Raw genomic sequence first — 24,582 nt, forward strand, 5'->3', positions numbered from 1 at the left:
TCGCCCGCTGCCGCAAGCAGCTCATCGCGCAGCTCCAGTACTAGTTCGCGGCAGCGTCCAGTGAGCTCGTCGAGACAGCGCGACAGGTCATTCGCGAACGCCTCGCCATGACCCCCCCCCCCCCCCGAATCTCGGTCGCGCCAGTCTCAGTCTGCGCAGCCGCGGCAGGAACCGACGGGTAGCCCAGCGCTTCGGGCAGCGCCTCGAAAAGCAGCACGTCGGGCTCGGTGGCTTGCGTGAGCGCGTCGCGCACGGCAAGCGCCCGCCGGCTCAGGTGCGACGTACACCGTGTCCAGCTCTCCAGCCGGCGAGTTCGAGCAGCGAGATGGCGTGTCACTGTCAACACATTACCGACCCGCGCGATTCCGATGCCTGGGTCGATGCCGAAACGAGCCGCAAGCGCGTCCAGCACCGTCCTACGCGGGCCCGTGACGTTGGCGAAGTGCTTGACCTCGAAATGGTGAGGGTTGCGCACCATCCGCTCGGACAATTCGGGCGAGAGTCCGAGCTGAAACGTGCCGTGTTCGTAGACGGCAATTCGGTCGGCTCTCGAAAGGAGCGCGGCGGTCACGATCACCGGAATCACGCCGGTCTTCACTCCGTGCGGCGGCGACGCCAGCCGGATGTACAGGTCCCCAAGGTTCAGGCGCGACGCCTTCGCCGCCGTAAACGCTGCCTCGATCGTCTCCCACACCGGCGAGAGACCGCCTTGGCCGCCGTGCTCGGTCTGCTCGGCGGCACCCGTCGAGGCGCTGCCGGTGCGCTTGGGCGGCCGTCCGAAAACGAACGCTCCGCCCCCTGCTCTGGCCCCTCTGCGCAGACGATGAACGCCCGAATGCCTCAGTGTCGCCTCGTACATCGCCACTTCAGGGCCGTAGCCCTCCAACCCCAGCCGACATTCGGCACCGCGCTCGATCATGGCTTCGAGCAACAGGCGGCGAGCCTTCGCACCCTGTGAAGTCAGCTCGGCACGGTTCAGCATCTCGTTGGGGATGTATGGCGCAGTCGGATAGGCAAGGTCCGCAGCCTCCGACAACGGCGCGCTCCCTCGCCCGGCCTGCAACGGAATGCCCGCAGCCCCGTCGAGCAGCGTCCAACGGCAGTCAGTCCCGTCGTAGGCCGACGACAGCGCCGCTTCCAGCAGCGATCGGGCCGAGGCCAGCCGTTCGCCGACCTCGCGGCGCGCCACCCAGTCGTCGCGGACCTCGGGCATCGACAGTACATCGAGGAGCGCAGCGGCCTCACGCGACGCACGCTCAAGCTCGGCGACATCTTTCGGCATCACGGCCACCACAGGCTTGGATCGCAGCTGCCAGCGCCGGCCGGAGACAGCGCCCCGGCGCGCCGCCGAACGAGCTGCCTCGTCGGAAAGCCGTGGAGGCGGGCCGGCGGCGTCGACGACGAGCAGCAGCTCGCCGTCGGCAGCGTCGAGCGCCGCTGGCGGGTCGACCAACTCGCCGCTCACTGCGAACCGACTCCGGAACCACCGCACCGTCTCGTTGCGAGCGCTGTGGCGCGCTGCGACGACAGGTTCAGGCTGGTACACCTCGCTGAGCAGCTTTGCCAGCGGCTGAGCAGCAATGCGCTCATACGCGGCCGCCGTCAAGTCGGCCAGATCGACATCGGTGCCCTGCCAGACGCGGTATTCGTCGGCAAAGGCCCGATAGGTGACCAAGCCACGACCCTCGAGATCGGTCAAGACGTTCCCAGCAGCTGGATCGACCAGTCCGAGCACCGCGGCGCTGGCGCGCGCAGGCCCGGTCGTTGCAACCAAGTTCAACAACGCGACCGACTTCATCAAGCGCCGTTCGGATGCCGAGAGGCCGACGGCGTCGCGGATCCGAGTCGCAATCTCCGTCCAACGTCCCGGACGCCCTACCGCATGCACGCCGGCACCGCCGATGTCCATGAAGTAGTCGTAGACGGCTTCGGGCCCGACAGCCGGCAGCGGCGCCCCTTCGCTCACTGCGATGCCCGCGGCGAGCGAGGCCACCGTGCCCGGCTCGCCTCCTGCTAGGAACGAGTAGAGCGTGCGCTCGTGCTGGCCGAACCGATTGCACAGCTCGGGCAGTACCAGCGTCGCTACGGGGTGCAGCGGCCAACAGGCTGCAATCGCTGCGGGATCGCTGAACTCGGTGATGCCGGCGGCTGCCAACCAAGCAGCATGCGATGCAGCCCACGCATCGACGCGGCGGCGCAGTCGGCGGTCGTCGACGTGCAGGGCTTCGGCCATCAGCGTGCGCGTCTGCGCAGCCGATTCGGTGAACGCGACGTCCACGAACCGGCCCTGCACCTTGGCCCAGTCGCGGCGGCAGCGGTCGTCCGCATCGGCGAGGTAATCCTCGAACGACAGATGCTGCAGAGTGACCACAAAGATGGGCAGCCCTGCACCTTGACCGGCTTCGGCAAGCTGCTGCAGCAGGTACGTGTCTCCGGCGGGGCCGTCGCTCGCGTGCTCGAGGTTCTTGCCGAACTCGTCGATGACCACGAGCAGCGGCGCTTGGGCAGCGATGCAGCACACAATCTCCATGAGTTCGGCGGAGGACGCATCTGCCGGTTGCTGCGCACTGCTGGCTCGCCGTTGCGCGAGCTTGAGCACCGACGAAGCCGGAAACTCGGCCGAACCGGGCACCTTGCCGTAGCGCCGCACCACCGCCCGGTGCACTCCGCGCAGCACCGTTCGGGCCACGGGCTCACGACCAGCCGTGACCGAGGCTCGGAAGAAACCGGCTGAGCCGCAGTCATGGCGTGACAGCGCGCGCAGCAGATCATCACCGGTGTGCGGCGCCGCGGCCGAGATCTTGTCGAGCGCCAGACCGCGCGACGTGCCCGCAGGGCCGAAGGCGGCATCGAGCAGCAACGCCAACGACGACTTGCCCGAGCCGTAGGGACCGGTGATGGACCAGGCACCACCGGCCGGACCGAGTGCCGCAGCGGTCACGCGTTCGACCACGTCGAGCGCCCGCGCCGTGGCGACGTAGCCGTCAAGCGGCTCGGCGTTCTCCGCATCACGCTCGAGATTCGCCGACCGGGCGAACTGGCGCCGCACGCTCAATACGTCGGCCAGCGTCGTCACCGCATTCGCTCCATGTCGGGCACGCGCCGGCGCCCTGCTTGGGCAGTGTCGCGCCGTGCCTGGAAGCTGTCCAGGCGCGTCAGCACGTCCGGCGTCGCCGCGCCGGCGTTCGATTCGTCCCCGAACGCCGCCGCCTCGTCCCCCGACGGTCCCGCCGCTGAATCCGACGAGGTCCTGCCGTAGTGGAGCGACAGCAGCTCCGCAGCGATCTCGCCAGGATCGCCGCGCCACGCCAGCTGAGGAACGCCGACCGGGGTTGCAATGTCCAACGAGCGCATCGATTCGACCGCCGGCACCAGGACGGCAAAGAGGTCGGCGGCGCTCAGCTTGAACACGTCGGCCGGCGAGCCGCGCTCGGCTGCCAGCCGCTCGAGCGTGGCCGTCTGTCCACCTAGCCCTGCGCGTGCGACCCAGTCGAGTACCGCGTGAGCCGCGACGGCGCCCGGCAGCGTCGGCTTTGGACCCAACTGGTAGCGATGAGCGCCGCTCGCTTCGGAGCGGCCGACCAAGCGCAGCAGGCGCAGCGGGCAGTCGGCAGCGTCGTCGAGCGACTCACGACTCGAACGCGTCGCCGGTCCGTAAGTGCGCACGAACGCCGTGACGTCTTTGTGGACGGCGGACTCGCTCGGCACCTTCCAGCCCGGCACGCTACGCAGCTGCGTGGTCACCGACGTGGCGAGGTCCTCTGCCTCGAACTCGACAGCGCCGAACTCGCACAGCGAGAGCCACCACACCGGCAGGCGACACGGCGGCGCCAGCAGGCGCCAGTGCAGCAGCCAGTGGGTGCCCGGGTCTTCCATCCATGGGTCCCAGCCGCCGGCGCCGAACAGCGCCTCGCCAAAGCGGGTCGGCACGACGAGCTTGGGCTTGCGACCCGACGAGGGCGCAGCGGGATCGGGCACCTCGGTGAGGACCTTCGACGCCAGCCCCCAGAAGCGAATCGACCGAACCATGTTCTTGCCCACGCCGAGCTGCACGGGTGCGTCTTCGCTCGCGAAGACATGCGGGTCGCGGGCGGCTGCCGCATAGGCCTTCCGAAACCAGCCGAATCGCGGATGGAACGTCTCGTGACGCGCGAACACCGGCTCAGCAGCTTCGCTCAGCCGCATCTCATGCCGCTTCGGTGGTCATGCTGCGAACGTAACGGACCGCTGTGACAACCTTCCCGACGGCAGCATTGATGTCGGCAGCGGTGGTGAAACGGCCGAGGCTGAAGCGCAGCGACTCGAACGCTGCTTCGCGCGACATTCCCATCGCGGTCAGCGCAGGCGACGGTTCGACCGCGCCAGCGCTGCATGCACTGCCCGTAGACACTGCGACCGGGTCCAGGTTCGCCATCACCGCGTCTGCATCCGCCCTGCGGAACCGCAAGTTGGCAGTGTTGGGCAGACGCCGGCCGACATCGCCGTTCTGCGCGACATCGGCAAGCTGACGCTGCAGTGCCCCCACGAAGCGGTCGCGCAGTGCCCCCACAGCTTGGGCCTCGGCTGCCTGTTCGCGGGCAGCGAGCTCCGCTGCGACCCCCAGTCCGACGATGCCAGCGACGTTGAGCGAGCCCGAGCGGAGGCCGCGTTCATGGCCGCCGCCCCAACCGATCGGGCGCATGGACGCCAACGTCTGCCGCGTGCCCACGAGCGCGCCGACGCCCGTGGGACCGCACATCTTGTGGCCGCTGAGCGAGACGAGATCACAACCGAGCGCCGACATGTCGAACGGCAGCCTGCCGATCATCTGCGTGGCGTCGCAGTGGAAGCGCCCGCCTGCTCGATGCACCAAGTCAGCTATCTCAGCAATGGGATTCAGCACGCCGGTTTCGCTGTTGGCCGCCATGATCGACACCAGCAGCACCCGTCCGACTGGCTGCAGCATCGCCGCCAGCGCTTCGAGATCCACGAAGCCGCCCGGTGTCACCGGAGCGCGCTCCAGCTCGCACCGGCCGGCTGCGGCGAGCGACTCTGCGGTGCGGCTCACCGATGCGTGCTCGACCGTTGAGATCACCAGCCGCGGTGCGAGGGGCCCTGGCGCCTCAGCCTCTGGTGTGACCAGCGACGGTGTGCGGGGACCCCACGTCTCAGCGTCCGAGGCAACCAGTCCGCCGAGCGCGAGGTTGTTGGCCTCGGTCGCGCCCGAAGTGAAGATCACTCCTGCCGGCCGGCCGCCGACCAAGGCGGCCACGTGTTGACGAGCCTCGTCGACAGCGGCCGCCTGACGTAGACCGAAGCGATGAACCGACGAGGCATTGCCGAAGCCATCGGTCATGGCCTTCGTCACCGCTTCGGTCACTCGCGGATCGCAAGGCGCAGAGGCGTTGTAGTCCAAGTAGATCTCGTTCACCCGTCACCCCGGGCAGCCAGCGTCTCGGCTGCGGCTGCTTGCGTAGCCAGCGAGCGTAAACCGAGCACCCGCCCGACCCGCGGACCCTGGGCCGTCTCCGCACTGGGCGCCCAGCACTGGCACGGCCCCTCTCGCTCCATCGGGCTAGAGGCCAACCGCCGGCCGATGCACCCAACCCGAGAATAGAACCGAAACGAACCGGAATAGAACGCGGGGCGGGTGCCAGCGGAGCAAAACCGCAGGTCACAGCGTTGTTACGAACAGACATTCGCCTCCCGAAAGGAAGCGGAATAGAATTCGGCAAGTGCCTGAGCGCCCGGATACGGGTACCTCGGTGAGGGCCGTCCGCCAATGCTCGCCCGCCGGCGCAGCCGACCAGCATGCACCCACGACAGGCGCCAGACCTAGAGACGGCGTAGCGCTCGCAATGACTGCGAACCGATCGCCGCCTCGGCGATACTGACAGGCGATGACACCCGAGGAGGTCGCAGACCTCGCACAGCAAGGCGAATCTGAGACGCTCGAGTTCAAGGCGTCCACCGGTCAACGGCACGAGGCGGCCAAGACGCTCTCGGCGATGCTCAACGGCCGAGGCGGGCGGGTCATCTTCGGCGTCAGCCCCAAGGGCGAGGCAACGGGACAGCAGGTCGGGGAACGCACCCTCACGGACATCACCAACGCTTGCAACAACATTCATCCGCAACATCCTCCGTCAATCGATCGCATTCCTCTTCCGGGCGCCGCGGACCTTGAGCTGATCGTGGCGACCGTCTCCGCCGGAGCGAACAAGCCCTACAGCTTCAATGGCATCCATTACATGAGATCTGGTGCTGCGACCGTGGGCATGCCGGACGAGACCCAGCTGTCGATGGTGCTCGAACGCGCTCACGGCCTGCAACGGTGGGAACTCGAAGCCTCAGAGTGTGACTTCGGCCACATCGACGAACGCGAAGTGCATCACTTCCGTGACGACGCCATCACGGCCGGGCGGGCAAGGTTCGAACCTGATGCCGACGTCCCAGAAGTGCTGCGAGCGTTGAACCTGCTCGACGACGATGGCCGGCCGAACCGAGCAGCGATCGCGCTGTTCGGGCACGTGGAGACACTCGCCGGCAGATTCCCGAGCCTCGGCTGCCGACTCGTGGCAGTCGACGGCACCGAGCTGGGCGAGGAATACCGAGACGGCGTGCTCTTGGAGACCAACGTGTACGCCTCGCTGCGCCGGGCGCAGGCATTCTGCGACGAGCATCTTCATCGGCCGTTTCGCATCGGGAACGGGCTGCAGGCATTGAGCGAGTCGGAGATTCCCGGCGCAGTCGTGCGCGAGGCGCTTGCGAATGCGTTCGGTCATCGCGACTACGTCATTCCCGGATTGGTTCAGGTGCGCGTATTCGCCGACCGCCTTGAGGTGACATCGCCGGGTCAGCTGCATTTCGGGCTGACGCCAGCCGACCTGTACCGACCTCACAGCTCGTACCCCTGGAATCCGATCATGCTCGGTTGCCTCTACCGGCGGGGCATCGTTGAGCAGCTCGGCTCCGGAACGCTGCGAATGGTGCGACAGTGCGCCGCTGCAGGGCTTGGCCGCCCGATCTTCACAGCAGACAGCACAGCGGTGACCTGCAGCGTGCCGCGTCGAGGACACTGGCTAGCGCCAGACGGGAAAGGACACCCGATCTCGGCACACGAAGCGGCTGTTCTGGCTGCGTTGGCCGAGGAACCTGCAGCGCGCAGCGAGCTTGCGGGGAAGCTCGACATCAGCGTGACCGATGCGCGTCGGATGCTCGATGACCTGCGGCATCTCGGTCTCGTGCGCGTCGTAGGGCATGGCCGTGGTGCGCGCTGGACGCTCGACATTGCCGTTGACGACGGACCCCGGCCTCAACGGCTCCTTTGATACCGAAAAGAACCGGAATAGAACGTAAGGCGGGTGCTGAAGGAGCAAAACCGCAGGTCACAGCGTTGTTGCGAACAGCCATTCGCCCCCCGAAAGGAACCGGAATAGAATTCGGCAAGAGCGTATGCGCCCGGATGAGGGCAGCTTTCAGCGGCCCTAGCGACCGCGTCGCTGTCTACTGCTGGGCGGAACAGCGGCAGCGTGCAACACTGGCGACGATGACCGACAGCACCGACGCCAACTCCAGCGAACCGCTCAGCGAAACCGACGCGCCAGCCGTCACCGCCCGCACCGCCCCCACTAGGCCGGGCATCGTCGGCGTGCTCATCATCTTGGCGGGCTTGGTGCTGGTCGCAGGCGGCATCGTGGGTACCGCAGCAGTGGCTTGGCCCTTCATCTTCCTGGTGCCGATCGGCGCGATCGCAGCGATTGCGGCAACGCCGGGGCAGTACTTGGTGCAGCCCAACGAAGCGCTCGTGCTGATCCTGTTCGGCCGCTACCGGGGCACCGTGGCAGAACCCGGCTGGCACTTGGCCAATCCGTTCACCCGCCTGGAATCGCGCAAGATTTCCCTGCGGGTACACAACTTCACGACCAGCGTGTCGAAGGTCAACGACGCCGAGGGCAACCCCATCGAAATCTCCGCCGTGGTGGTGTGGAGGGTGGTGGACACCGCTGCCGCCGTGTTCGAGGTGGACGACTTCGAGCACTTCGTGTTGGTCCAGAGCGAGACAGCCATCCGCCACCTAGGCACCCAGTACCCCTACGACGACTTCGAGGGGGACCGGGTGTCGCTGCGGTCCGACCCGGACACGGTGGCCGCCACGCTGCACGCAGAAGTACAAGAACGCCTGGAGCGAGCCGGGGTCGAGGTGATCGAGACCAGGCTCAACCACCTGGCGTATGCGACCGAGATTGCCGAGGCAATGCTGCGCCGACAGCAGGCCGCCGCAGTGGTGTCCGCCCGTCGAACCATCGTGGAGGGGGCCGTAGGCATGGTGGAGGACGCCCTCGAGCTCTTGACGCAGCGCTCAGTGGTGGAACTCGACGAAGCGGCCAAGGCGTCGATGGTGGCCAACCTGCTTGTGGTGCTCACCAGCGAGCAGCAGACCACCCCGGTGGTGAACACCGGCTCGAGCAGCTGACGAGCGGACGCCCGACTCAGCCGGCGGCAACGCAGCTCAGCCGGCGGCAACGCAGCGAGAGCAGCGGCCGTACAGGTCCACGCTGTGATGCGAGGGCACGTAGCCGGCAACGTCGGCGATGGCTGCCAGCGTGCCGGCCAGACGATGTTCCAGAGCGCTGTCCAGCTCGATGTCCGCAATCTCGCTGCAGTCCTCGCAGATGAGGTGATGGTGATGGCCGATCAACGACTCCGCTAACTCGAAGTAGGCGTGGTCGCCGCCGGCGTTCAGTCGCTCGACGACGCCGCAGCGCTCCAGCGCTTCCAGATTGCGGTAGGCGGAGCTGCGGGCAAGGTCTGGTGCAAGCGCCTCGATGTCGGGCAAACGCACCGGCCGTGCCGCTGCGGCAAGCACTTCCACCAATCGGCGGCGGCCACTCGTGTAGCGCTGGCCGGCCTCCTGCAATCGGGCCGTTGCTTCGGCGTGGACGACGTCGAGCCCAACGGTGTCCGCGTTCGTCGGTCCAGACTCGTTGGTCGCGCTCGCCACAGTGCGCTGACTGGTCGCTCCCGCTGGCGCAACAGACTCCAGCGGTGCAGTGGACGTCGGTTGCATGGTCACCATCGCTCACGCGGCCCGATCGACCACAGCGACTCGCCCGCGACATGGCTCACGCGACCGAAGCTGGAATCGATGCAGTGGTCGTGCTCCTCGAGAACCAATATCGACGAGGCACCGTTGCCCTCGCCCAGTTCGAGACGCGTCAGGGCGTTCTCGCCGAATGCCGCAGCAATGTTCTTCTCGCCCAGCACTTCTTCGGGTCGGCCGTCGGCCAGCACGCCGCCCTTGAGCAGCACGATCCGCTCGCACAGGCATGCCTCGCTGAGATGGTGCGTCGACAGCACCACCAGCTTGTTGCGCAACCGCTCGGCCTCGAGGACCTCGACGACGATGTCCTGGCTCGGAATGTCCAGTCCGGTGATGGGCTCGTCGAGCAACAGGCAGTCCGACTGCGACGCCAGCGCCGCAGCGATCAACACCCTCCGGCGCTGACCTCCCGAGAGCTGGCCGAAAGAGCGCTTGCGAAGGTCGCCGATGCGGAGCTGCTCCGCGGCACGGTCCATTGCTTGGTGATCCGACGAGCGCATCCGGCCGAGCAGCCCGCGCCGGCGATACCGGCCGATGGTGAGCACCTCGTCCACGGTCATCGGCATGTAGGCGTGAGGGCTGTGATCCTGACTCACGTAGCCGACGGTGATCTCACAGTCCTTGCACACAGCGCCCGTCGTCGGCACCAGCAAGCCTGCAAGCAGGCGCAGCAGCGTCGTCTTGCCCGCACCGTTGGAGCCCATCAGCGCCACTGTCGCACCCGCATCCAGCCGCATCTTGTCGACGGCGAGGGCGGTGCGGTTGCCGAACGCCACCGTGACATCGTCAAGAGTGAACACCGGGCCTGCTTTCGGTTCCAAGACTGCATCGGTTGCATGACAGAGCGTGCGCCTCAGCGCCGAATGCTTGAGCGCCGCGCCAACCGACGGAGTGAGCCGGTTGTTGGTGAGATTGAGTCTCACTATAGTGCCATCCATGCAATATGCTACGTCACAAACCACAGCTACGCCTCCAGATTGCGCCGCTCCCTCGTCGCATGGCCCTTCGCGAGGACGCCGCACCGCAGCGTGGACATCGCTGTTCGCAGCAGTGGCGCTCTTCGGTGCGGCCTGCACCGATGGCGATACCGAGACATCGAGCGCAGCAACGCCGACAACCGCGATGTCGAGCGGCGCGGAGGACGAAGAGCGTCCTCAGATGGTGGTGACCACGAGCATTTGGGCCGATGTGGTCGCGAACGTGGCATGTGACGGCATCGCAGAGGTCGTGACCGTCATGCCGCCGGGTGCGGATCCGCACACGTTCGAGGCATCGCTGCAGGACCGCTCGGTCATGTCGGACGCCCACTTGGTTGTGGCGAACGGTCTCGGCCTGGAGGAAGGGCTTGTCAACACGCTCGAAGCAGTCGAAGGCGAGGGGATACCTGTCTTCCGCTTCACCGATCACATCAACACGATCGAGGCCGCAGGCGGTCACCACGACCATGACGATCACACCGATGAGCACGACGAGGCCAAGCACGACGAGCACGAGGGCCACGACGACGAAAGCCACGACGACCATGACGATCACTCGGATGAGAACGAAGAGCACGACCACGAAGACGAACACGACAGTCACGACCACGAAGGCAACGAACACAACGAGCACGAGGGGCACGACCACGAAGACGAACACGACGAAGACAACAAACACGAAAGCCACGACCACGAAGACGACGGCCACGAAGGCCACGACCACTCGCACGCAGGCGGAATGGACCCCCATGTCTGGTTCGACCCGGTGCGAGTCGCGGCATCGCTGCCGGAGCTAGCGAAGGCGATCTCTGCCATCGAAGGAGTCGACGCAACCGAAGTCGAGGCGTGCTTGGAGGACTACACAGACGCCCTCAACGATGCGCACGACCAAGTGTCCCGCCTCATCGACCAGCTGCCGCCCGAGCATCGCAAGATGGTGACCAATCACGACGCCTTCGGGTATTTCGCCGACCGCTACGGATTCGAGGTGATCGGCACCGTCATCCCCTCCCGCTCCACGAGGTCCGAAGCGAGCATGGCGCAGCTCGAAGAGCTGTCGGAGATCATCGACGCCGAGGGCGTGCCGGCGATCTTCAGCGAGAACACCCACGAGACCGACACTGCGGAGGCCGTGGCTTCGGTGCTCGACGACATCGAGGTGGTGCAGCTCACAACAGGCAGCCTCACCGGCGCGGACGGCCCAGCGAGCACGTACATAGACATGCTCGTCAGCAACGCCGAACGCATCGTCGAAGCACTGATGCCGGCGAGCTGAGCTAGCGATCTGAACGGGCTGGGCTACACGGACCTGCAGGGACGCCGACATGCAGTTCTTGACCGATCCCATCGCCTGGTGGATCGATCCGTTCACCCAGAGTGCCTTCATGCGGAACGCGCTGTGGGCAGCGCTGCTCACCGTTGCGACCACGTCGGTCGTAGGCACTTGGGTGGTGCTGCGAGGCATGACCTTTCTGGGCGACGCCTTTGCACACGGCGTGCTGCCGGGCATCGCCGCGGCCTACATCGTCGGGTTCAGCACCACCTTGGGCGCGCTGGCGGCTGCCGTGGCTATGGCCGGGGGCATCTACCTGATCCGCAACTGCTCGCCACTGTCGGAGGAGACGTCCATCGGCGTGCTGTTCGTGGGCTTCCTGGCGCTGGCGGTGGTGGTCATGTCCAGCGGTGCGGGCGCGTACTCCGGCGACCTCACCCGTTTCCTGTTCGGCTCCATCACCGGCATCGACAACGGCGACCTCCGCCGACAGGCTGTCGCCGCTGCGATCTCGGTCGTCGGCATCGTGGTCGGGCACCGGGCGTTCTTCGTGATGACCTTCGACGAGACGCAGGCACGGCTCGCGGGCATGCGTCCGAGGCTGGCCCATGCCGCATTGTTGACACTGCTAGCGATCTCGGTCGTAGCCTCCTATGAGACGGTGGGCAGTCTGCTGGTGCTGGCCTTCCTCGTTGCCCCGGCGGCCACGGCGAGCCTGCTCGTGCGCAGGGTGCCGCGCATCATGGTGTGCGCCGTGGGCTTAGGCGCTATTGCCGCTGTCATCGGTCTGCTCGTGAGCTACCACCACGACACCGCCGCCGGCGCGACGATGGCGCTCGCAACTGTGGTGCTGCTGTTCTTCGCGATGTTGCTCACCAACGTGTTGCGCGCCGTTCGCCGGCCGGACCGCGAAGCGGCCGCAGCAGCCGAGCAGCACGCGTCGGCCTGAGACCGGCCGGCGGAGACGTTTGGCATCTCCTTCGGGCATCTCCAGGCGCGCCGCTTGGGCTGGGCCTCGCCGCTACTCCCCGCCGTCGGCGAAACTGCTCCGCAGCGTCGGATTCTCGAGATCTGCGAGTTGCCGGTTGCGGTGGTTCACGTCTGCGAGCAGCTCAGGGTGGGAGAGCACCCAGAACCTTCGCTCGTACATCGCCTCGATGACCTTGGCGGCAACCTCGGCGGGGTCCATGCCCCGTTCCAGTGCAGCAGCGATGTTGGCGTTGCGTCGACGGGCATCGGCGGTGTCCGACGCTGCCTCGTTCTCGGGTCGGCGGCGACGCTCCCGCCGCAGCTCGGCGGGACGGTTCCGCTGCGCCGTGGCGATGTTGGTTCGCACCACGCCGGGGCACAGCACCGACACCCCGACATCGGCATCGGGGTCCCGCGTCATCTCCAAGTGCAGGGTCTCCATGATGGCCACCACGCCGTACTTCGCCGCGTTGTAGGGACCGAGCCCGGGCACCGACATGAGCCCCGCAACCGAGGCAGTGCTCATGATGTGCGACTCTTCGGCTTGGATGAGGTGCGGCAAGAAGTGGTGGACACCGTGGATCACGCCCCACAGGCAGACATCCACCACCCACTTCCAGTCGACGAGCTGCTGGTTGCGCACCAGCCCTCCCCCGCCCACGCCTGCGTTGTTGCAGACCATGTGTACGGCGCCGAAGCGGTCGATCGTCGCTTGCGCCAGCGCACCGACCGAGTCGGCATCGGTCACGTCGGTGACCGCGCCGATGGCCTCGACGCCTCGCGCTGCGACTTCGGTTTCGGCCTCCCGCAGCGGCGCTTCCTCGATGTCGGCGAGCACGACGTTGGCGCCCTGTCCTGCGAATCCCAGTGCCAAGGCCCTGCCGATTCCCGATGCCGCGCCGGTCACGACAGCGACACGTCCTGCCATGGACTCCATCTGCGTCTCTCCCTCTCTTGCGACGACAGCCGAGCTGAGCCGGCGATGCCGGCCTCAGGCGTTGAGCTGTTCGAAGCGCTCCATCACGTCGACGTACTCGCTGACCATCTCCTCGATGACCCGCGTGGCCGAGATCGACTCGTTCAGCTGCCCGACCACCTGTCCCACGAAGTAGTTGGCCAGCTCGACGGCGCCCTTGTTGGCGGGATTCATCGCGGCTCGGTCGATGCGACGGCTGGCGGCGCCGACGAGCATCGGCTGCAGCGGCATCGGCAGGGTTCCCGGCGAGTTCTCGCCCTCCCACTCGTCGGTCCACGCCGAGCGGAGCTGGCGGGCGGGCTTGCCGGTGCGCGAGCGGGATCGCAGCGTGTCCGACGAGCCCGCTGCCAAGAATTTCTCCTTGACCACGGGGTGCGTCTCGGCTTCTTGGGTCGTGAGCCACACAGAGCCGCACCAAACCCCCTGCGCACCGAGCGCCAGCGCTGCGGCGATCTGGCGGCCGCTGGCGATGCCTCCCGCTGCCAGCACCGGCGTGGGAGCGATGGCATCGACCACCTCGGGCACCAGCACCATGGTGGCGATCTCGCCCGTGTGGCCGCCCGCCTCGTGGCCCTGCGCGATGACGATGTCCACGCCCGAAGCCACATGGCGCTCGGCATGCACCTTCTTCCCGGCCAAGGCACCCACGAGCACGTCGTTGTCGTGCGCCCGAGCGATCATGTCGGGAGGCGGCGGGCCGAGCGCATTGACGGCCAGACGGATGGGATACGAGAACGCCACGTCCATCAGCGGAACCGCCTGCGCGTACGTCATGGGCGGCTCGGCATCGCCGGCGATGGCGCCCGGCTTGTCGTCTGCGGGCAGCGGCGGCACGTCGTAACGCTCCATCATCTCGTCGAGGAACGCCCTGTGCTGAGGCGGGATCATGGCTTTCAGGTCCTTGACGGAAAGCTCGCCCTCGGACTTGCCCTCGTACTTCGCGGGCACGATGATGTCCACGCCGAAGGGACGGCCGCCCACCTCGTCTTGGATCCAGCCCATGTCGATGTCAAGCTGTTCAGGCGTATGGCCGGCTGCGCCGAGCACACCGAAGCCGCCTGCCTTGGTCACTGCTGCCACCACGTCCCGGCAGTGGGTGAATGCGACAATCGGAACATCGCAGCCCAGCATCTGGCACACAGGTGTCTTCATGGGGCGAACCTACCGCGCCACGAAGATGCTGCGCTGCGCCGGCAGTTCCGCAGTGGGCGCAAACGGGGCGGCGCAGGGCGCAAGGAGCAGGCCGCTTGAACTGGCAGGATGCGCCCATGAGCATTTCCGCCAGCATCAGCGCAGTCGGGCACAGCTACGTGGACGCAGCGACGGGCACTCGGCTCGACGCCTGGTTCCCGGCGGACGGCGCCGCCGATGCCCCGCCGCTGCGGTCGTGCCTCGCGGTCGAACTCGGCGTCAACGTCGGCGAGACGGTCACGGTCACCATCGACAACCTCAGCTCGCCGCCTGCCGACCTCGCCGACGCCTACCTGCGGCTGCACCTGCTCAGCCGCCGTGACATCCGGCCGCATGACGCAAACCTCGACGGCATCTTCGGTCTGCTGACGAACTGCGCCTGGACCAGCGCCGGCCCGGTGCTGCCCGAGCGCGTGGACGGTCTGCGAAGCGCGGCGGCGGCGCTCTGCCAGTCGGTCACGGTTTCGGCTGTCGACAAGATTCCGCGGATGGTCGACTACGTGATTCCTGCTGGTGTGCGCATCGGCGACGCGGACCGAGTGCGCCTCGGCGCGCATCTCGCCGACGGCACCACCGTCATGCACGAGGGATTCGTCAACTTCAATGCCGGCACCCTCGGCCCGGCGATGGTCGAGGGGCGCATTTCTGCAGGCGTCGTGGTGGGCGCCCACTCCGACCTCGGCGGCAGTGCTTCCACGATGGGAACGCTGTCGGGCGGCGGCAAGCAGCGAGTGTCGATCGGCGAGCACTGTCTGCTCGGGGCCAACTCCGGCATCGGCATCGCGCTCGGCGACCACTGCACGGTCGAAGCCGGCCTCTACGTCACCGCCGGCAGCCGCGTCACGATGCCCGACGGCTCAGTCGTGAAGGGCCGGGACATCTCGGGCCGCTCGGGCATGCTGCTCATCCGCAACAGCACCACCGGCGCCGTCGAGATGCGGATTGGCGACCCGGGCCGGTGGGAGGGCATCAACCCCGAACTGCACAGCAACTGAGCTCCGGTCGGGCCGGCAAAGCGGTGATGCTCAGCCGTGCAGCTCTGCCTTGCTGATCGGCGGTACCGGTCAGCCGTGCTAGTCGGTCCTAGTCGGTGCGAGTGTCACGGTGTTGGACAATGCACTGGTCAATCTGCTCGTCAATCTGCTGGTCATTTTTCGTTCAGATAACGGGATTGTCCTACATAGACTGGACTGATGAGGCCTCCTAGACGGAAGAACAAGCGGTGAATCGGGGCCGCCGACTAGGCGACCTGGCCGATACCCACCCGTGGATCGACTTCGACGCCAGTGTCGCGAACCGGCTCGACCACCGATCGTGGATGAGGCTCGGCGAGGCATACGCGCTGTGCAACGAGCTGTCCGGCACGCCGCTCACCCCGGCTGTCGCCGAGGAACTTCACCAGGTAGCACTGGTGCGCGGCGCGCAGGCAACAGTCGCCATCGAAGGCAACACGTTGACCGAAGAGCAAGTTGCGGGCATCCGCGCCGGCACGTTCACTGCGCCGCGTTCGCGTGCGTACCAAGAACGTGAGGTGCGCAACATCCTCGCGGCCTTCGATCGAATCGACGACTTGGTGACCGCCGACGGCAGGCCGCCGCTGAGCGTCGAGCTGATCTGCGAGATGCATCGCTGGGTCCTCGACGGTGTCGACCCTGAGGCCCCGTACACGCCAGGCGTCTTGCGCACCCATTCGGTTGCCGTGGGCCCCTACCTCGGTCCGCCAGCGCGGACCTGCGAGCGACTGCTGGAGCAATTGGCCGAGTGGATCGACGGCGAAGCGTTTCACCCCCAGGCCGCTGCCGACAGCGACGCCGAGCGGGTCCGCTTTGCGCTCACGGTGTTGAGCGCGCTGCTCGCTCACCTGTACATCGCGTGGATCCATCCCTTCGACGACGGCAACGGTCGAACCGCGAGACTGCTCGAGTACCTCATCCTGGCCCGCTCGGGCACGGTTCCTCTCGCCGCCGCGAATCTCATGGCGAACCACTTCAACCTCACCCACGACCGGTACTACGCGCGACTGGCAGCGGCCAGCCAGCAGCGGGACGTGCTCGGCTTCTTGGCCTACGGCATCGAAGGGCTCGTGGACGGCCTCAACGAACACTCGGCGTCTGTGCGCGAACAGCATCTCCGGCTCGCATGGCAGAGCTTCATCGCGGAGACCATGTCGCAGTTCCCCACCAGCCCCGCTGCCGAACGCCAGCATGCGCTCGTGATGGCGCTGCCACCGGACGAATTCGTCCCGAAGGCCGACGTAGCCGGGCTCACACCTCAGCTCGCGCAGATGTACGCGCGCACCGGACCGCGCACGCTCGCCCGCGACCTGAACCGGCTCGAAGGCGCAGGACTCATCGAGACCGACCGCCGCGGCGTGCGCCCCCGCGTCGATCGCATGCGTGCGTTTGTGTCGCCGACGTCCAGCTGAGCAGCGCGGCCAGCGGTAGCGCGCAGCTGTTGCGCCGGTGTGCCCGTCGTACGCGAGCGCTAGTTGCCGGTGAAGTTCGGCGCTCGGCGCTCCACGAAAGCGGCAATGCCCTCACGCCCGTCGTGGGTCCCCATGGCGGTGGTGATCGTCTTGCCTTCGAACTCGCCGGCTTGCTCGAGCGGCGAGTCGATGCCTTCGTACACCACCCGCTTGGCGTGGCCGAGTGCCCATGCCGGGCCGTCGGCCAGCGACTGAGCGAGTTCTGCTGTTGCCGCATCCACCTCGTCGTCGGGGACGACCCGGTTCACCAAGCCCCACTGCTCGGCTTCGTGCGCGCTGAGCACACGGTTGGTCAACGTCAGGTCCAGCATCCGGCGCAGCCCGATGTGGCGGGCCAGGAAGTACGACGACGTGCCGTCGGGAGTCACGCCCGCTCGGGTGTAGGCCATGGTGAACTTCGCAGACTCGCCGGCAACCACCAGATCGAACGATGCGGCCAGCGACAAGCCGGCCCCGCCGACGCTGCCGCCCACGCCGGCCACGAACGGCTTCGGCGTGCGGTTCATCTTGTTGATCGCTCCATGCAGGTCGATGACCATGTCGGCAGCGAGCTGGGGCAAGCCGTCGCCTGCGGAATGGAACTCCTTGAGGTCGCCGCCTGCGCAGAACACACGCCCTTCCGCGGTGACCGACGCTGCTTTGACCGCGTCGTCGAACTCGATCTCCAGCATGACGGCGCGCAGCTCTCGGGAGAACTGCGGATTGACGGCGTTGGCACCCTCGGGGCGGTTGAGCCGCACGTGGGCTACGCCGTCGCGTACCTCATAGATCATCGTTTCCAGTTCCATCGCTTCTCCTCGTGCGTGATGCAGGATGCTTTTGTCTGATCGAGCGCTTCAGCTGCGAGCCGCCGGAGCGAGATCCCGGGCGGCTTGAACCGGGTCGATGTCGCCGAACGGCATGATCGAGATGGCCGACACGTCGACGCCGTTCGCGTGGTAGCGGTCGATGTGCTCGCGGCATGCCGCCGGGTGACCGTGTACCAACAGTTCGTCCACCAAGCCGTCGTCGATGGCTTCGAGCGCGCCGCGGCGGTCGCCGTCTGACCAGCGCTGCCACATGCCGGCGAGACGGTCGCCCCGGCCGAGCCAGCGGTGGAACTCGGCGTAGACCGGGACATTGAGGTACGCCGCGATCGCGCGCTTGAAGCCCGCTCGCACCGCCTCGGCGTCGGTGTTGGGGCACACGAAGATGCGGGCGACGACTTCCTTGTCGTCGCCTCCCTCGTCGACGTAGGGACGGACGGTGGCCACGTCGTCGGCGGAGAGCCAGTTGATGATGGCGCCGTCGCCTTCGCTGCCCGCCAGCCGCAGCATGCCCGCTCGCAGGGCGGCCAGCAGAATCGGAGGCTGCTGCTCGGGCGGGCGGCCGAGGCGGAAGCCCTCGATGGCGAACGTGTCGTAGGTTTCGGTGACTTTCTCACCCGTGAGCGCGTGGCGCACAAATCGGACGGTGTCGCGGGTGCGCTTGAAGGGCTCGGCGAAAGGGACGCCGTTCCAGCGCTCGACGATCACGTTGGACGAGGCCCCGATGCCCAAAGCGAAGCGGCCCGGCGCTGCCTCGCAGATGGCGGCCGTCTGCTGAGCCAGCAGCGCAGGGCCTCGGGTGAAGGCAGGGATGATGGCGACGCCGAGCCGCACGTCGGGAACCCACTGGCTGGCGAGGATCAAGGGGGTGAAACCGTCGGTCCCGTCGGCCTCCGAACTCCAGAACTCCGTGTAGCCGAGATCCGCAAACTCTCGGTACAGGTCTGCTTGGGCGCGGAGCGGGTCGCCGAAGGGAACGGTGATGCCGTAGCGCCAACCGCCTCGATGGTCGTTCACCCGGCGCAGGCTAGTTGTGCGCCGGCAGGCGAGCGTGTCACACCCCTCGGTCACGCTGAGAGCATGAACAAACAGCTTGATCTCGCTCCGCCGTTGCGTCTGGTGACGACAAGCCGTATGCCGCACCGGCTCAGCCGAGCTACCCGTCAGGAAGGCCTGCGTGGCGTTGCTCGGGCTCGGGCCGCGTTGGCTGCGACACCCCAGCCGCCCCAGATCGATCTCCACGCCGCCTGATGGCCGCTGAGCCGGCCCACCGGCCAAGCAGGCAGTCCGCTGCCGGCATCGGTCTCGCCCATGTCGCTCCGCAGGCCAATATTGCTCTGCAGGCCAATATTGCTCCGCAGTCGGGGCGAGAGCGCAACTACAGTGCTGGCCATGAGCAACACTCCTGCGAACCAGCACCCCGACGACATCGTCATCGTGGATGCCGTCCGTTCTCCCATCGGCCGCCGCGGCGGCGACTTGAGCGGCATCCATCCGTCCGATCTGCTCAGCGATGTGCTGACTGCGCTGATGGAGCGCACCCAGGCCGACCCTGCCGACATCGGCCAGATCGTCGGCGGCTGCGTCAGCCAAGCCGGCGAGCAGACAGCGAACATCGCACGCACGGCCTGGCTCGGCGCAGGCTTTCCGCTGTCGGTCGCAGCCACCACCGTCGACGCGCAGTGCGGTTCGAGCCAGCAGGCCACCACGCTGGCGTACGGCTTGGTACGCAGCGGGGTGGTCGATTCGGCGATCGGCTGCGGCGTCGAGTCCATGACGCGCAACCCGATGGGCTCGAGCTATCGCAAGGGTCAGCGCACGGCAACCAGCCGCTACAAGGAGCACTACGAGTACACGACGCAGTTCCAAGGCGCAGAACTGTTGGCCAAGCAGTGGGGTATCAGCCGCGAGGAGTGCGACGCCTACGGCCTGCGGAGCCAGAACCACGCGGCTCGTGCTTGGGAGGAGGACCGTTTCGCCACCCAGATCGTCGACATCGACGCGCCGGTGCTCGACGAGGACAACAAGCCCACCGACGAGGTTCGCCACGTCGTGCGCGACGGCGGCATCAGGCCCACGACGGCGGAAGCGCTCGCAGGGCTCTCGCCGGTGATGGACGGTGGCGTACACACGGCGGGCAGCTCGTCGCAGATCAGCGACGGCGCAGGCGCGGTGCTGCTGATGCGGGCCGGTCATGCTCACGAGCTGGGCATGCGCCCGCTGGCACGGATCGTCGATACGTGCTTGGTCGGCAGCGACCCGGTGCTGATGCTGACGGGCCCGATCGAGGCCACCAACCACCTGCTCGAACGCAACGGCATGCAGATGTCCGACATCGACCTGGTGGAGATCAACGAAGCCTTCGCGTCGGTAGTGCTGGCGTGGCAGCGCGAGGTGAACCCCGACATGGACAGCGTCAATCCCAACGGCGGCGCGATCGCGTTAGGCCATCCGCTGGGCGGCACTGGCGCGATCCTGCTGACCAAGGCCGTGCATGAGCTGCACCGAGCTGACAAGAACACGGCGCTGGTCACCATGTGCTGCGGGGGCGGGCTGGGGACCGGCACCATCATCGAGCGACTCTGAGCAACGCATAGCCGCTTCCTCCGTCCGCGCACCGTTTCGCATCGCGGCGTTTGCCGTCGCATGTGCTGCTGCGTTCGGCGGCTGCGGCTTCGCCGATCACGCTGAGCCGGCAACCTTCGATGCCGCGTCACCTGCTTTCGTTCCGAACGTGTCCGACACCGTTGCTCATGCCGTAGAACCTGCGCTGGAGGCCAACGCCACGGTGCTCAGCGTGATCGACGGCGACACCATCGAGGCAGACCTCGGCGGACTTCGCAAGTTGGTGCGGCTCATCGGCATCGACACACCGGAGAAGACCGGCGGCTTCCTGGCTGCCGAGTGCGGCGGCGATGCGGCTACTCGGCGCACGTCCGAACTTCTGCCGCCCGGCACCCCCGTGCTATTGCAGCGCGACATCGAGCTGATCGACCGCTACGACCGACTGCTGGCCTACGTCTACCGAGCCGACGACGGCCTGTTCGTGAACCTCTACCTCGTGCTCGACGGTTACGCGGCGACCATGCACGTCGAGCCCAATACCGAGCACAAAGCCGTGCTCGACAGCGCCGAAGCCGAGGCGCGTGCCGCCCGCCGAGGCATCTGGGCGGACTGCGGCGGGCCCAACCGGCAGCTCGAACCCGCCCGTTAGCGTGTGGGCGTGGCACCGCTGCCGCAGCGGCTCGGTTACGGCCCCGACGACAGGCTGCTGATCATCAGCGCAGCCGGGCTCGGCGGATCGCACGCCATGAACGAAGGCGTGTACGCCGCTTTGCGCGACGGCTTGGCCACCACCGGCACGCTGCTCGTGCCGTGCCCGTGGGCGCGCGAGGCTGCAGCCAGATTCCGGGGCGAGGACATCGGCGTCGCGCTCACACTGAACGCCGAATTTGCGCTGTACCGATGGGGACCGGTCACCTACGCCCCGTCGTTGCTCGACGGCAACGGCGGCATGCCCGCCACGGTGACCGACGTGTGGGACCACGCCGACCTCGACGAGGTCCGGCGCGAGTGCCGTGTGCAGATCGAGCGAGCAATCCTGTGGGGCTTCGATGTGACGCATCTCGACAGCCATCTCGACGTGCTCAGCGTCCGCCCGGAATTCTTCGACGTGTACTTGGAACTCGCAGTCGAGTTCGGGCTGCCCGTGCGGCTGATCTCCTCCGACGCACGACGCCAGCTGGGGTTCCCCGCTGAAGAGCTGGTCACCTCCGCCGGCGTGGCGACCCCTGATCGCGTGGTGCGCATTCCGCCTGGGACCATCGGGCGCTACCGGCGCATCGAGGCACTGCTGGACTCGCTCGAACCGGGGCTGACCGAGCTGCAGCTCCAGCCTGCGGCTGACCTGCCGGAGCTGCGGTCGCTGACGGCCGAATGGGGCTCGCGGGTGGAGGACTTGCTCCACCTGCGGGACAACGCCGAGCTGCGAGCTCACATCGAACGCAGCGGGATCCGGCTGGTGGGCTATCGCGAGCTGCGGGAAATGCAGCGCTCGGGCACCGGCTAGTCGGACCCTGCGGCGACGTCAGTACAGCGTCAGTTTGGGGCCGCGAGCGAGCCAGCCGCCCGCCATGCCGGCAACAACTGCAGCCAGAGCGCCATGTCGCCAGAAACCTTGAGGTCGCCGGCCATGTAGTGGCGCGCCGGATCGCCGCCGCCGCAGACCACTTCCGCGGCGAGGCGCCACGGTGCCTCCAAGGTCAGATCAGCACCGCGGGTGGCGCCTGCCTTTGCCGAGGTCACCACGCCGGCTTCGAAGATCAACGTGACAGCGGCGTTGCCGTCTGGTCCCCCAACTGCCTTGAGCACGACCGTGCCGGACACCCCGGCGAGGGCGCCATCGCGGCCGGCGGCCCATTGCGCCAAGTACTCCTCGTCGAGGAAGTCCACCTGCCCGGTCCCCTAGACGCTGAGCCCGGAACTGAGCGGTCCAGAGGTGCGCAGGCCCGCGAAGAGATCATGCTCCATCTGCTCGGTCGAGATACGCGACTCAAGCAGCATGAATTCCTCGTAGGGATGGACGGTGTCGGCGACGTCGTCGGACAAGCCGAACCAGAACGGCGAGTCCGGGTCGACTTGGGTGGCATGGGCGAGCAGCGCCTTGCGCCGCACCGCATTGTCGACCTCGATGACCGCAGTGATGCGGTCGTCCCGACCCGGCCTGCCCAGCCACTTCTCATCGAACGGAGACTCCAAGCCCAAGTCCAGGAATGCCTGATGGGTGAGCTGCATGCGCTTGTGCGACCAGACCGGCGCGTACATCTTCATCGGCGTGAACGGCGGACCGCACTCCGGTCGCCAAGCCGCCTCGCCGGCATGAGCGAACGCCGGCACGCAGATGGCGGTCACCTGCAGATGATCGGGGTGGGGGTAGCGGGACTGCACGAGCGGGTAGGTCAAGATCACCTGCGGACGCACTCGGCGGATCACCGTCACCAACCGGGCGACTGCTTCGTCAAGGTCAGCGTTGGCAAAGGCGTCAGCGCGCGAGTTGGCCTCGGCGTCGGGCATGCCAGAGTCCCGGTAGCCCAACATCACCACCTCGTCGTAGCCGATGACTGCCGCAGAGGCGTCGAGTTCCGCGCGCCGGACCTCCTCAAGGTTCTGGCTCACCTCGGGCCGGTCCATCGCCGGGTTCAAGATGTCACCCTCCTCGCCTCCAGTGCAGCACACCAGCGTGGTGCGGATGCCTTCGTCGGCGTATCGGCGGATGGTGCCTGCCCCCTTCGACGCCTCGTCGTCGGGGTGGGCATGCACTGCGAGGATAGACAGTCCCGTGTCTTGCGACATCGGCGGTCAAGCTAGCGGGGCCGGCCAGAACTCCTCGGCCAGAGCTGCTCGTGGGTGCGCAGCGTCGCTCCAAGGACGCCGACTACGGACTCGACGGCTTTGCGGCCGGAGTCAGCTGCACGCGTCCGGTTTCCTCGTCGATCTGCATGAAGTAGCCGCAGACAGCCGCGAGCCGGTCGCGCCCCTCCTCGGGACCCGACGCCAGCAGCTCGTCGCCGACTTGGAGGCGCACCGTGCGAGTCGGGTTGTAGACGTAGCTGGCGGCGCGGCGAATGGCCAGCACGTGGTACCCGGGGTCCACCGCCAGCCCGAGCGACCCCAGGGTCGAGCCGTCGGCTCGCGACTCAGGCGCTACCGGAACCTGCACGACGACATCTTCGGTGTCGCCGAGCGCGAGCGCCAGCACCGGGTGAATGTCCTCGTCTTCCAAGATGAGCGACGTGATGTTGCGGGCCTGGTCCCCGATGTCCTCAGCCGCCTCTGCCACGTGCAGCAGTCCGCGCAGCGCCGCCGGATCGGCCTGGGCTGGGTCGGCACCCTCTGCCGCGGCACGCAGCACCCACGTCTGCATGGACACCTTCATGCCTTCGAGCAGCTCGTGCATGGAACGCACCTCGCGAGCCAGCGACAGGTCACGCAGCACAAGCGCCGAATAGGCCAGCCCGATCGCTGCCTCAGAGAGGTTCTTCATCTCGACCAGCGTGTCCACGGCCCGGTCGAGATCGTTCGGGGCCTGCGACTCGTCGGGCTCGGGCGGGTGCCAGCGCTCCATCGCTGCCAGCTCCCGCAGCCGAACGATGCCTGCCGGGTCGCCGCGCATGAACAGCACGTCGCCCGGCTCCACGATGCTGTCTCCGCCGACGTCGGTCAGCCAGTGACGGCCCCGCTGGACGGCCACGACACGCATGCCGACCGCCACCGGCAATTCCATGTCGCGCAGCGGCCGATTCGCGAGGTGGCTGCCCTTCGCCACGACCAGCCGGTGCGAGACTTCGGCTGCTTGGGCCAGATCCACGATGAGCGCCCGGGGAATGCCCAAGTGCTGCAGCACGATCTTGGAGATGTCCACCGCAGCGTTGGCGATCTGCTCGATCGACGACACCACCTGCAGCACCGAACTCATGCCGTCCACCTCACGCGGATGGCGCACGGCCAGCATCGCCAGCGAGCGCATTTCATGCACGAGCGCCGACATGTCACCTTCGAGGCCCAGGACGGCGTCGGCCATGCCCTCGTCGTCGAAGTACAGCGCCGCATAGGCCAGATCGACCATGAGCTCGGAGGCGTCCTTGGCCTCGGAGAGCATGGACTTCAGGTTGCGCGGCTTGTCTTCAGGATCTGATCGCATTGCAGGTCGTCAGCGAGCGACGCGACGGGCGCCGTTCGGCTCGGGGAGCGCGTGGCATCGCCGCGTCCAGCGTAGGCACGGTGACGCGGCGGGCCGGGACAAATTCACCACCGGCGATCGCACCGC

The 24,582-nt window shown here is 67.3% G+C and carries 22 protein-coding genes; 9 read left to right on the forward strand and 13 right to left on the reverse strand.

The features are described 5' to 3' along the window. Nucleotides 1–40 precede the first annotated feature (40 nt). Genes ACOGI4_RS11745 through ACOGI4_RS11755 form a run of 3 tightly spaced genes read right to left on the reverse strand, consistent with a single transcriptional unit; the run spans nucleotide 41 to nucleotide 5,410 of the window. A complete protein-coding gene (locus ACOGI4_RS11745) occupies nucleotides 41–3,076 on the reverse strand; it encodes a hypothetical protein (RefSeq protein ID WP_419841849.1) in 3,036 nt (1,011 codons plus the stop codon). After that, nucleotides 3,073–4,185 (reverse strand): DUF4007 family protein, encoded by a 1,113-nt coding sequence (locus ACOGI4_RS11750; RefSeq protein WP_419841850.1) that lies wholly within the window; start codon nucleotides 4,183–4,185, stop codon nucleotides 3,073–3,075. The genes ACOGI4_RS11745 and ACOGI4_RS11750 overlap by 4 nt, the downstream gene beginning before the upstream one ends. 1 nt (nucleotide 4,186) lies before the next feature. Further along, a complete protein-coding gene (locus ACOGI4_RS11755; RefSeq protein ID WP_419841851.1) occupies nucleotides 4,187–5,410 on the reverse strand; it encodes a cysteine desulfurase family protein in 1,224 nt (407 codons plus the stop codon). A gap of 469 nt (nucleotides 5,411–5,879) precedes the next feature. Here ACOGI4_RS11755 and ACOGI4_RS11760 point away from each other — a divergent pair, with 469 nt between their 5' ends. Together ACOGI4_RS11760 and ACOGI4_RS11765 are read left to right on the forward strand one after the other, a co-directional pair. Next, entirely contained in the window at nucleotides 5,880–7,307 is a 1,428-nt protein-coding gene (locus tag ACOGI4_RS11760; protein ID WP_419841852.1) for an RNA-binding domain-containing protein, read from the forward strand. Between the two features lie 218 nt (nucleotides 7,308–7,525). Continuing rightward, nucleotides 7,526–8,452, forward strand: coding sequence for an SPFH domain-containing protein (locus ACOGI4_RS11765; protein ID WP_419841853.1), 927 nt, complete (start codon nucleotides 7,526–7,528; stop codon nucleotides 8,450–8,452). A 36-nt stretch (nucleotides 8,453–8,488) separates the two neighbouring features. Here ACOGI4_RS11765 and ACOGI4_RS11770 read toward each other — a convergent pair whose 3' ends face one another. After that, nucleotides 8,489–8,980 carry a Fur family transcriptional regulator gene (locus ACOGI4_RS11770; protein ID WP_419841854.1) on the reverse strand — a complete coding sequence of 164 codons (492 nt, stop codon included), beginning with the start codon at nucleotides 8,978–8,980 and terminating at the stop codon, nucleotides 8,489–8,491. A 68-nt stretch (nucleotides 8,981–9,048) separates the two neighbouring features. Further along, nucleotides 9,049–9,879, reverse strand: coding sequence for a metal ABC transporter ATP-binding protein (locus ACOGI4_RS11775; RefSeq protein WP_419841855.1), 831 nt, complete (start codon nucleotides 9,877–9,879; stop codon nucleotides 9,049–9,051). Nucleotides 9,880–10,201: 322 nt separating this feature from the next. Between ACOGI4_RS11775 and ACOGI4_RS11780 the strand changes: the two genes are divergently transcribed. Then, nucleotides 10,202–11,332: a metal ABC transporter solute-binding protein, Zn/Mn family gene (locus tag ACOGI4_RS11780; RefSeq protein WP_419841856.1), complete on the forward strand. Its 1,131-nt coding sequence runs from the start codon at nucleotides 10,202–10,204 to the stop codon at nucleotides 11,330–11,332. Between the two features lie 49 nt (nucleotides 11,333–11,381). Further along, entirely contained in the window at nucleotides 11,382–12,278 is an 897-nt protein-coding gene (locus ACOGI4_RS11785; protein WP_419841857.1) for a metal ABC transporter permease, read from the forward strand. A gap of 72 nt (nucleotides 12,279–12,350) precedes the next feature. Here the strand turns inward: ACOGI4_RS11785 and ACOGI4_RS11790 are convergent, their stop codons facing one another. Further along, nucleotides 12,351–13,235 (reverse strand): SDR family NAD(P)-dependent oxidoreductase, encoded by an 885-nt coding sequence (locus ACOGI4_RS11790; protein WP_419841858.1) that lies wholly within the window; start codon nucleotides 13,233–13,235, stop codon nucleotides 12,351–12,353. Between the two features lie 54 nt (nucleotides 13,236–13,289). Then, nucleotides 13,290–14,426 (reverse strand): nitronate monooxygenase, encoded by a 1,137-nt coding sequence (locus ACOGI4_RS11795; RefSeq protein WP_419841859.1) that lies wholly within the window; start codon nucleotides 14,424–14,426, stop codon nucleotides 13,290–13,292. A gap of 116 nt (nucleotides 14,427–14,542) precedes the next feature. On the opposite strand from ACOGI4_RS11795, the gene ACOGI4_RS11800 reads away from it, so the two are divergent. Both ACOGI4_RS11800 and ACOGI4_RS11805 read left to right on the forward strand, forming a co-directional pair. Further along, a complete protein-coding gene (locus ACOGI4_RS11800) occupies nucleotides 14,543–15,460 on the forward strand; it encodes a DapH/DapD/GlmU-related protein (RefSeq protein ID WP_419841860.1) in 918 nt (305 codons plus the stop codon). Nucleotides 15,461–15,687: 227 nt separating this feature from the next. Beyond that, nucleotides 15,688–16,890, forward strand: coding sequence for a Fic family protein (locus ACOGI4_RS11805; protein ID WP_419841861.1), 1,203 nt, complete (start codon nucleotides 15,688–15,690; stop codon nucleotides 16,888–16,890). Nucleotides 16,891–16,949: 59 nt separating this feature from the next. Here ACOGI4_RS11805 and ACOGI4_RS11810 read toward each other — a convergent pair whose 3' ends face one another. The 3 genes from ACOGI4_RS11810 to ACOGI4_RS11820 form a co-directional block, all read right to left on the reverse strand. Next, the gene (locus tag ACOGI4_RS11810; RefSeq protein ID WP_419841862.1) at nucleotides 16,950–17,738 is read right to left on the reverse strand and encodes an enoyl-CoA hydratase/isomerase family protein; all 789 of its coding nucleotides are present in this window, start codon (nucleotides 17,736–17,738) and stop codon (nucleotides 16,950–16,952) included. Nucleotides 17,739–17,786: 48 nt separating this feature from the next. Further along, a complete protein-coding gene (locus ACOGI4_RS11815; protein WP_419841863.1) occupies nucleotides 17,787–18,773 on the reverse strand; it encodes an LLM class F420-dependent oxidoreductase in 987 nt (328 codons plus the stop codon). A 146-nt stretch (nucleotides 18,774–18,919) separates the two neighbouring features. Next, nucleotides 18,920–19,150 (reverse strand): hypothetical protein, encoded by a 231-nt coding sequence (locus ACOGI4_RS11820; RefSeq protein WP_419841864.1) that lies wholly within the window; start codon nucleotides 19,148–19,150, stop codon nucleotides 18,920–18,922. Here ACOGI4_RS11820 and ACOGI4_RS11825 point away from each other — a divergent pair. From ACOGI4_RS11825 to ACOGI4_RS11835, 3 genes are all read left to right on the forward strand, one after another. Then, the gene (locus ACOGI4_RS11825; RefSeq protein WP_419841865.1) at nucleotides 19,149–20,342 is read left to right on the forward strand and encodes a steroid 3-ketoacyl-CoA thiolase; all 1,194 of its coding nucleotides are present in this window, start codon (nucleotides 19,149–19,151) and stop codon (nucleotides 20,340–20,342) included. The genes ACOGI4_RS11820 and ACOGI4_RS11825 overlap by 2 nt on opposite strands. A gap of 148 nt (nucleotides 20,343–20,490) precedes the next feature. Continuing rightward, nucleotides 20,491–20,970, forward strand: coding sequence for a thermonuclease family protein (locus ACOGI4_RS11830; protein ID WP_419841866.1), 480 nt, complete (start codon nucleotides 20,491–20,493; stop codon nucleotides 20,968–20,970). Between the two features lie 9 nt (nucleotides 20,971–20,979). Further along, nucleotides 20,980–21,825 carry a ChbG/HpnK family deacetylase gene (locus tag ACOGI4_RS11835; RefSeq protein WP_419841867.1) on the forward strand — a complete coding sequence of 282 codons (846 nt, stop codon included), beginning with the start codon at nucleotides 20,980–20,982 and terminating at the stop codon, nucleotides 21,823–21,825. A gap of 29 nt (nucleotides 21,826–21,854) precedes the next feature. Here ACOGI4_RS11835 and ACOGI4_RS11840 read toward each other — a convergent pair whose 3' ends face one another. The 3 genes from ACOGI4_RS11840 to ACOGI4_RS11850 all read right to left on the reverse strand — a co-directional run bounded on the left by ACOGI4_RS11840 (nucleotide 21,855) and on the right by ACOGI4_RS11850 (nucleotide 24,456). After that, nucleotides 21,855–22,208 carry an SCP2 sterol-binding domain-containing protein gene (locus ACOGI4_RS11840; RefSeq protein WP_419841868.1) on the reverse strand — a complete coding sequence of 118 codons (354 nt, stop codon included), beginning with the start codon at nucleotides 22,206–22,208 and terminating at the stop codon, nucleotides 21,855–21,857. Nucleotides 22,209–22,220: 12 nt separating this feature from the next. Further along, nucleotides 22,221–23,108, reverse strand: coding sequence for a PIG-L family deacetylase (locus ACOGI4_RS11845; protein ID WP_419841869.1), 888 nt, complete (start codon nucleotides 23,106–23,108; stop codon nucleotides 22,221–22,223). 82 nt (nucleotides 23,109–23,190) lie between these two features. Continuing rightward, entirely contained in the window at nucleotides 23,191–24,456 is a 1,266-nt protein-coding gene (locus tag ACOGI4_RS11850; RefSeq protein ID WP_419841870.1) for a potassium channel family protein, read from the reverse strand. Nucleotides 24,457–24,582 lie beyond the last annotated feature (126 nt).

Origin of the sequence: Candidatus Poriferisodalis sp. (assembly GCF_965205175.1) — a bacterium.
Classification (GTDB): domain Bacteria; phylum Actinomycetota; class Acidimicrobiia; order Acidimicrobiales; family Poriferisodalaceae; genus Poriferisodalis.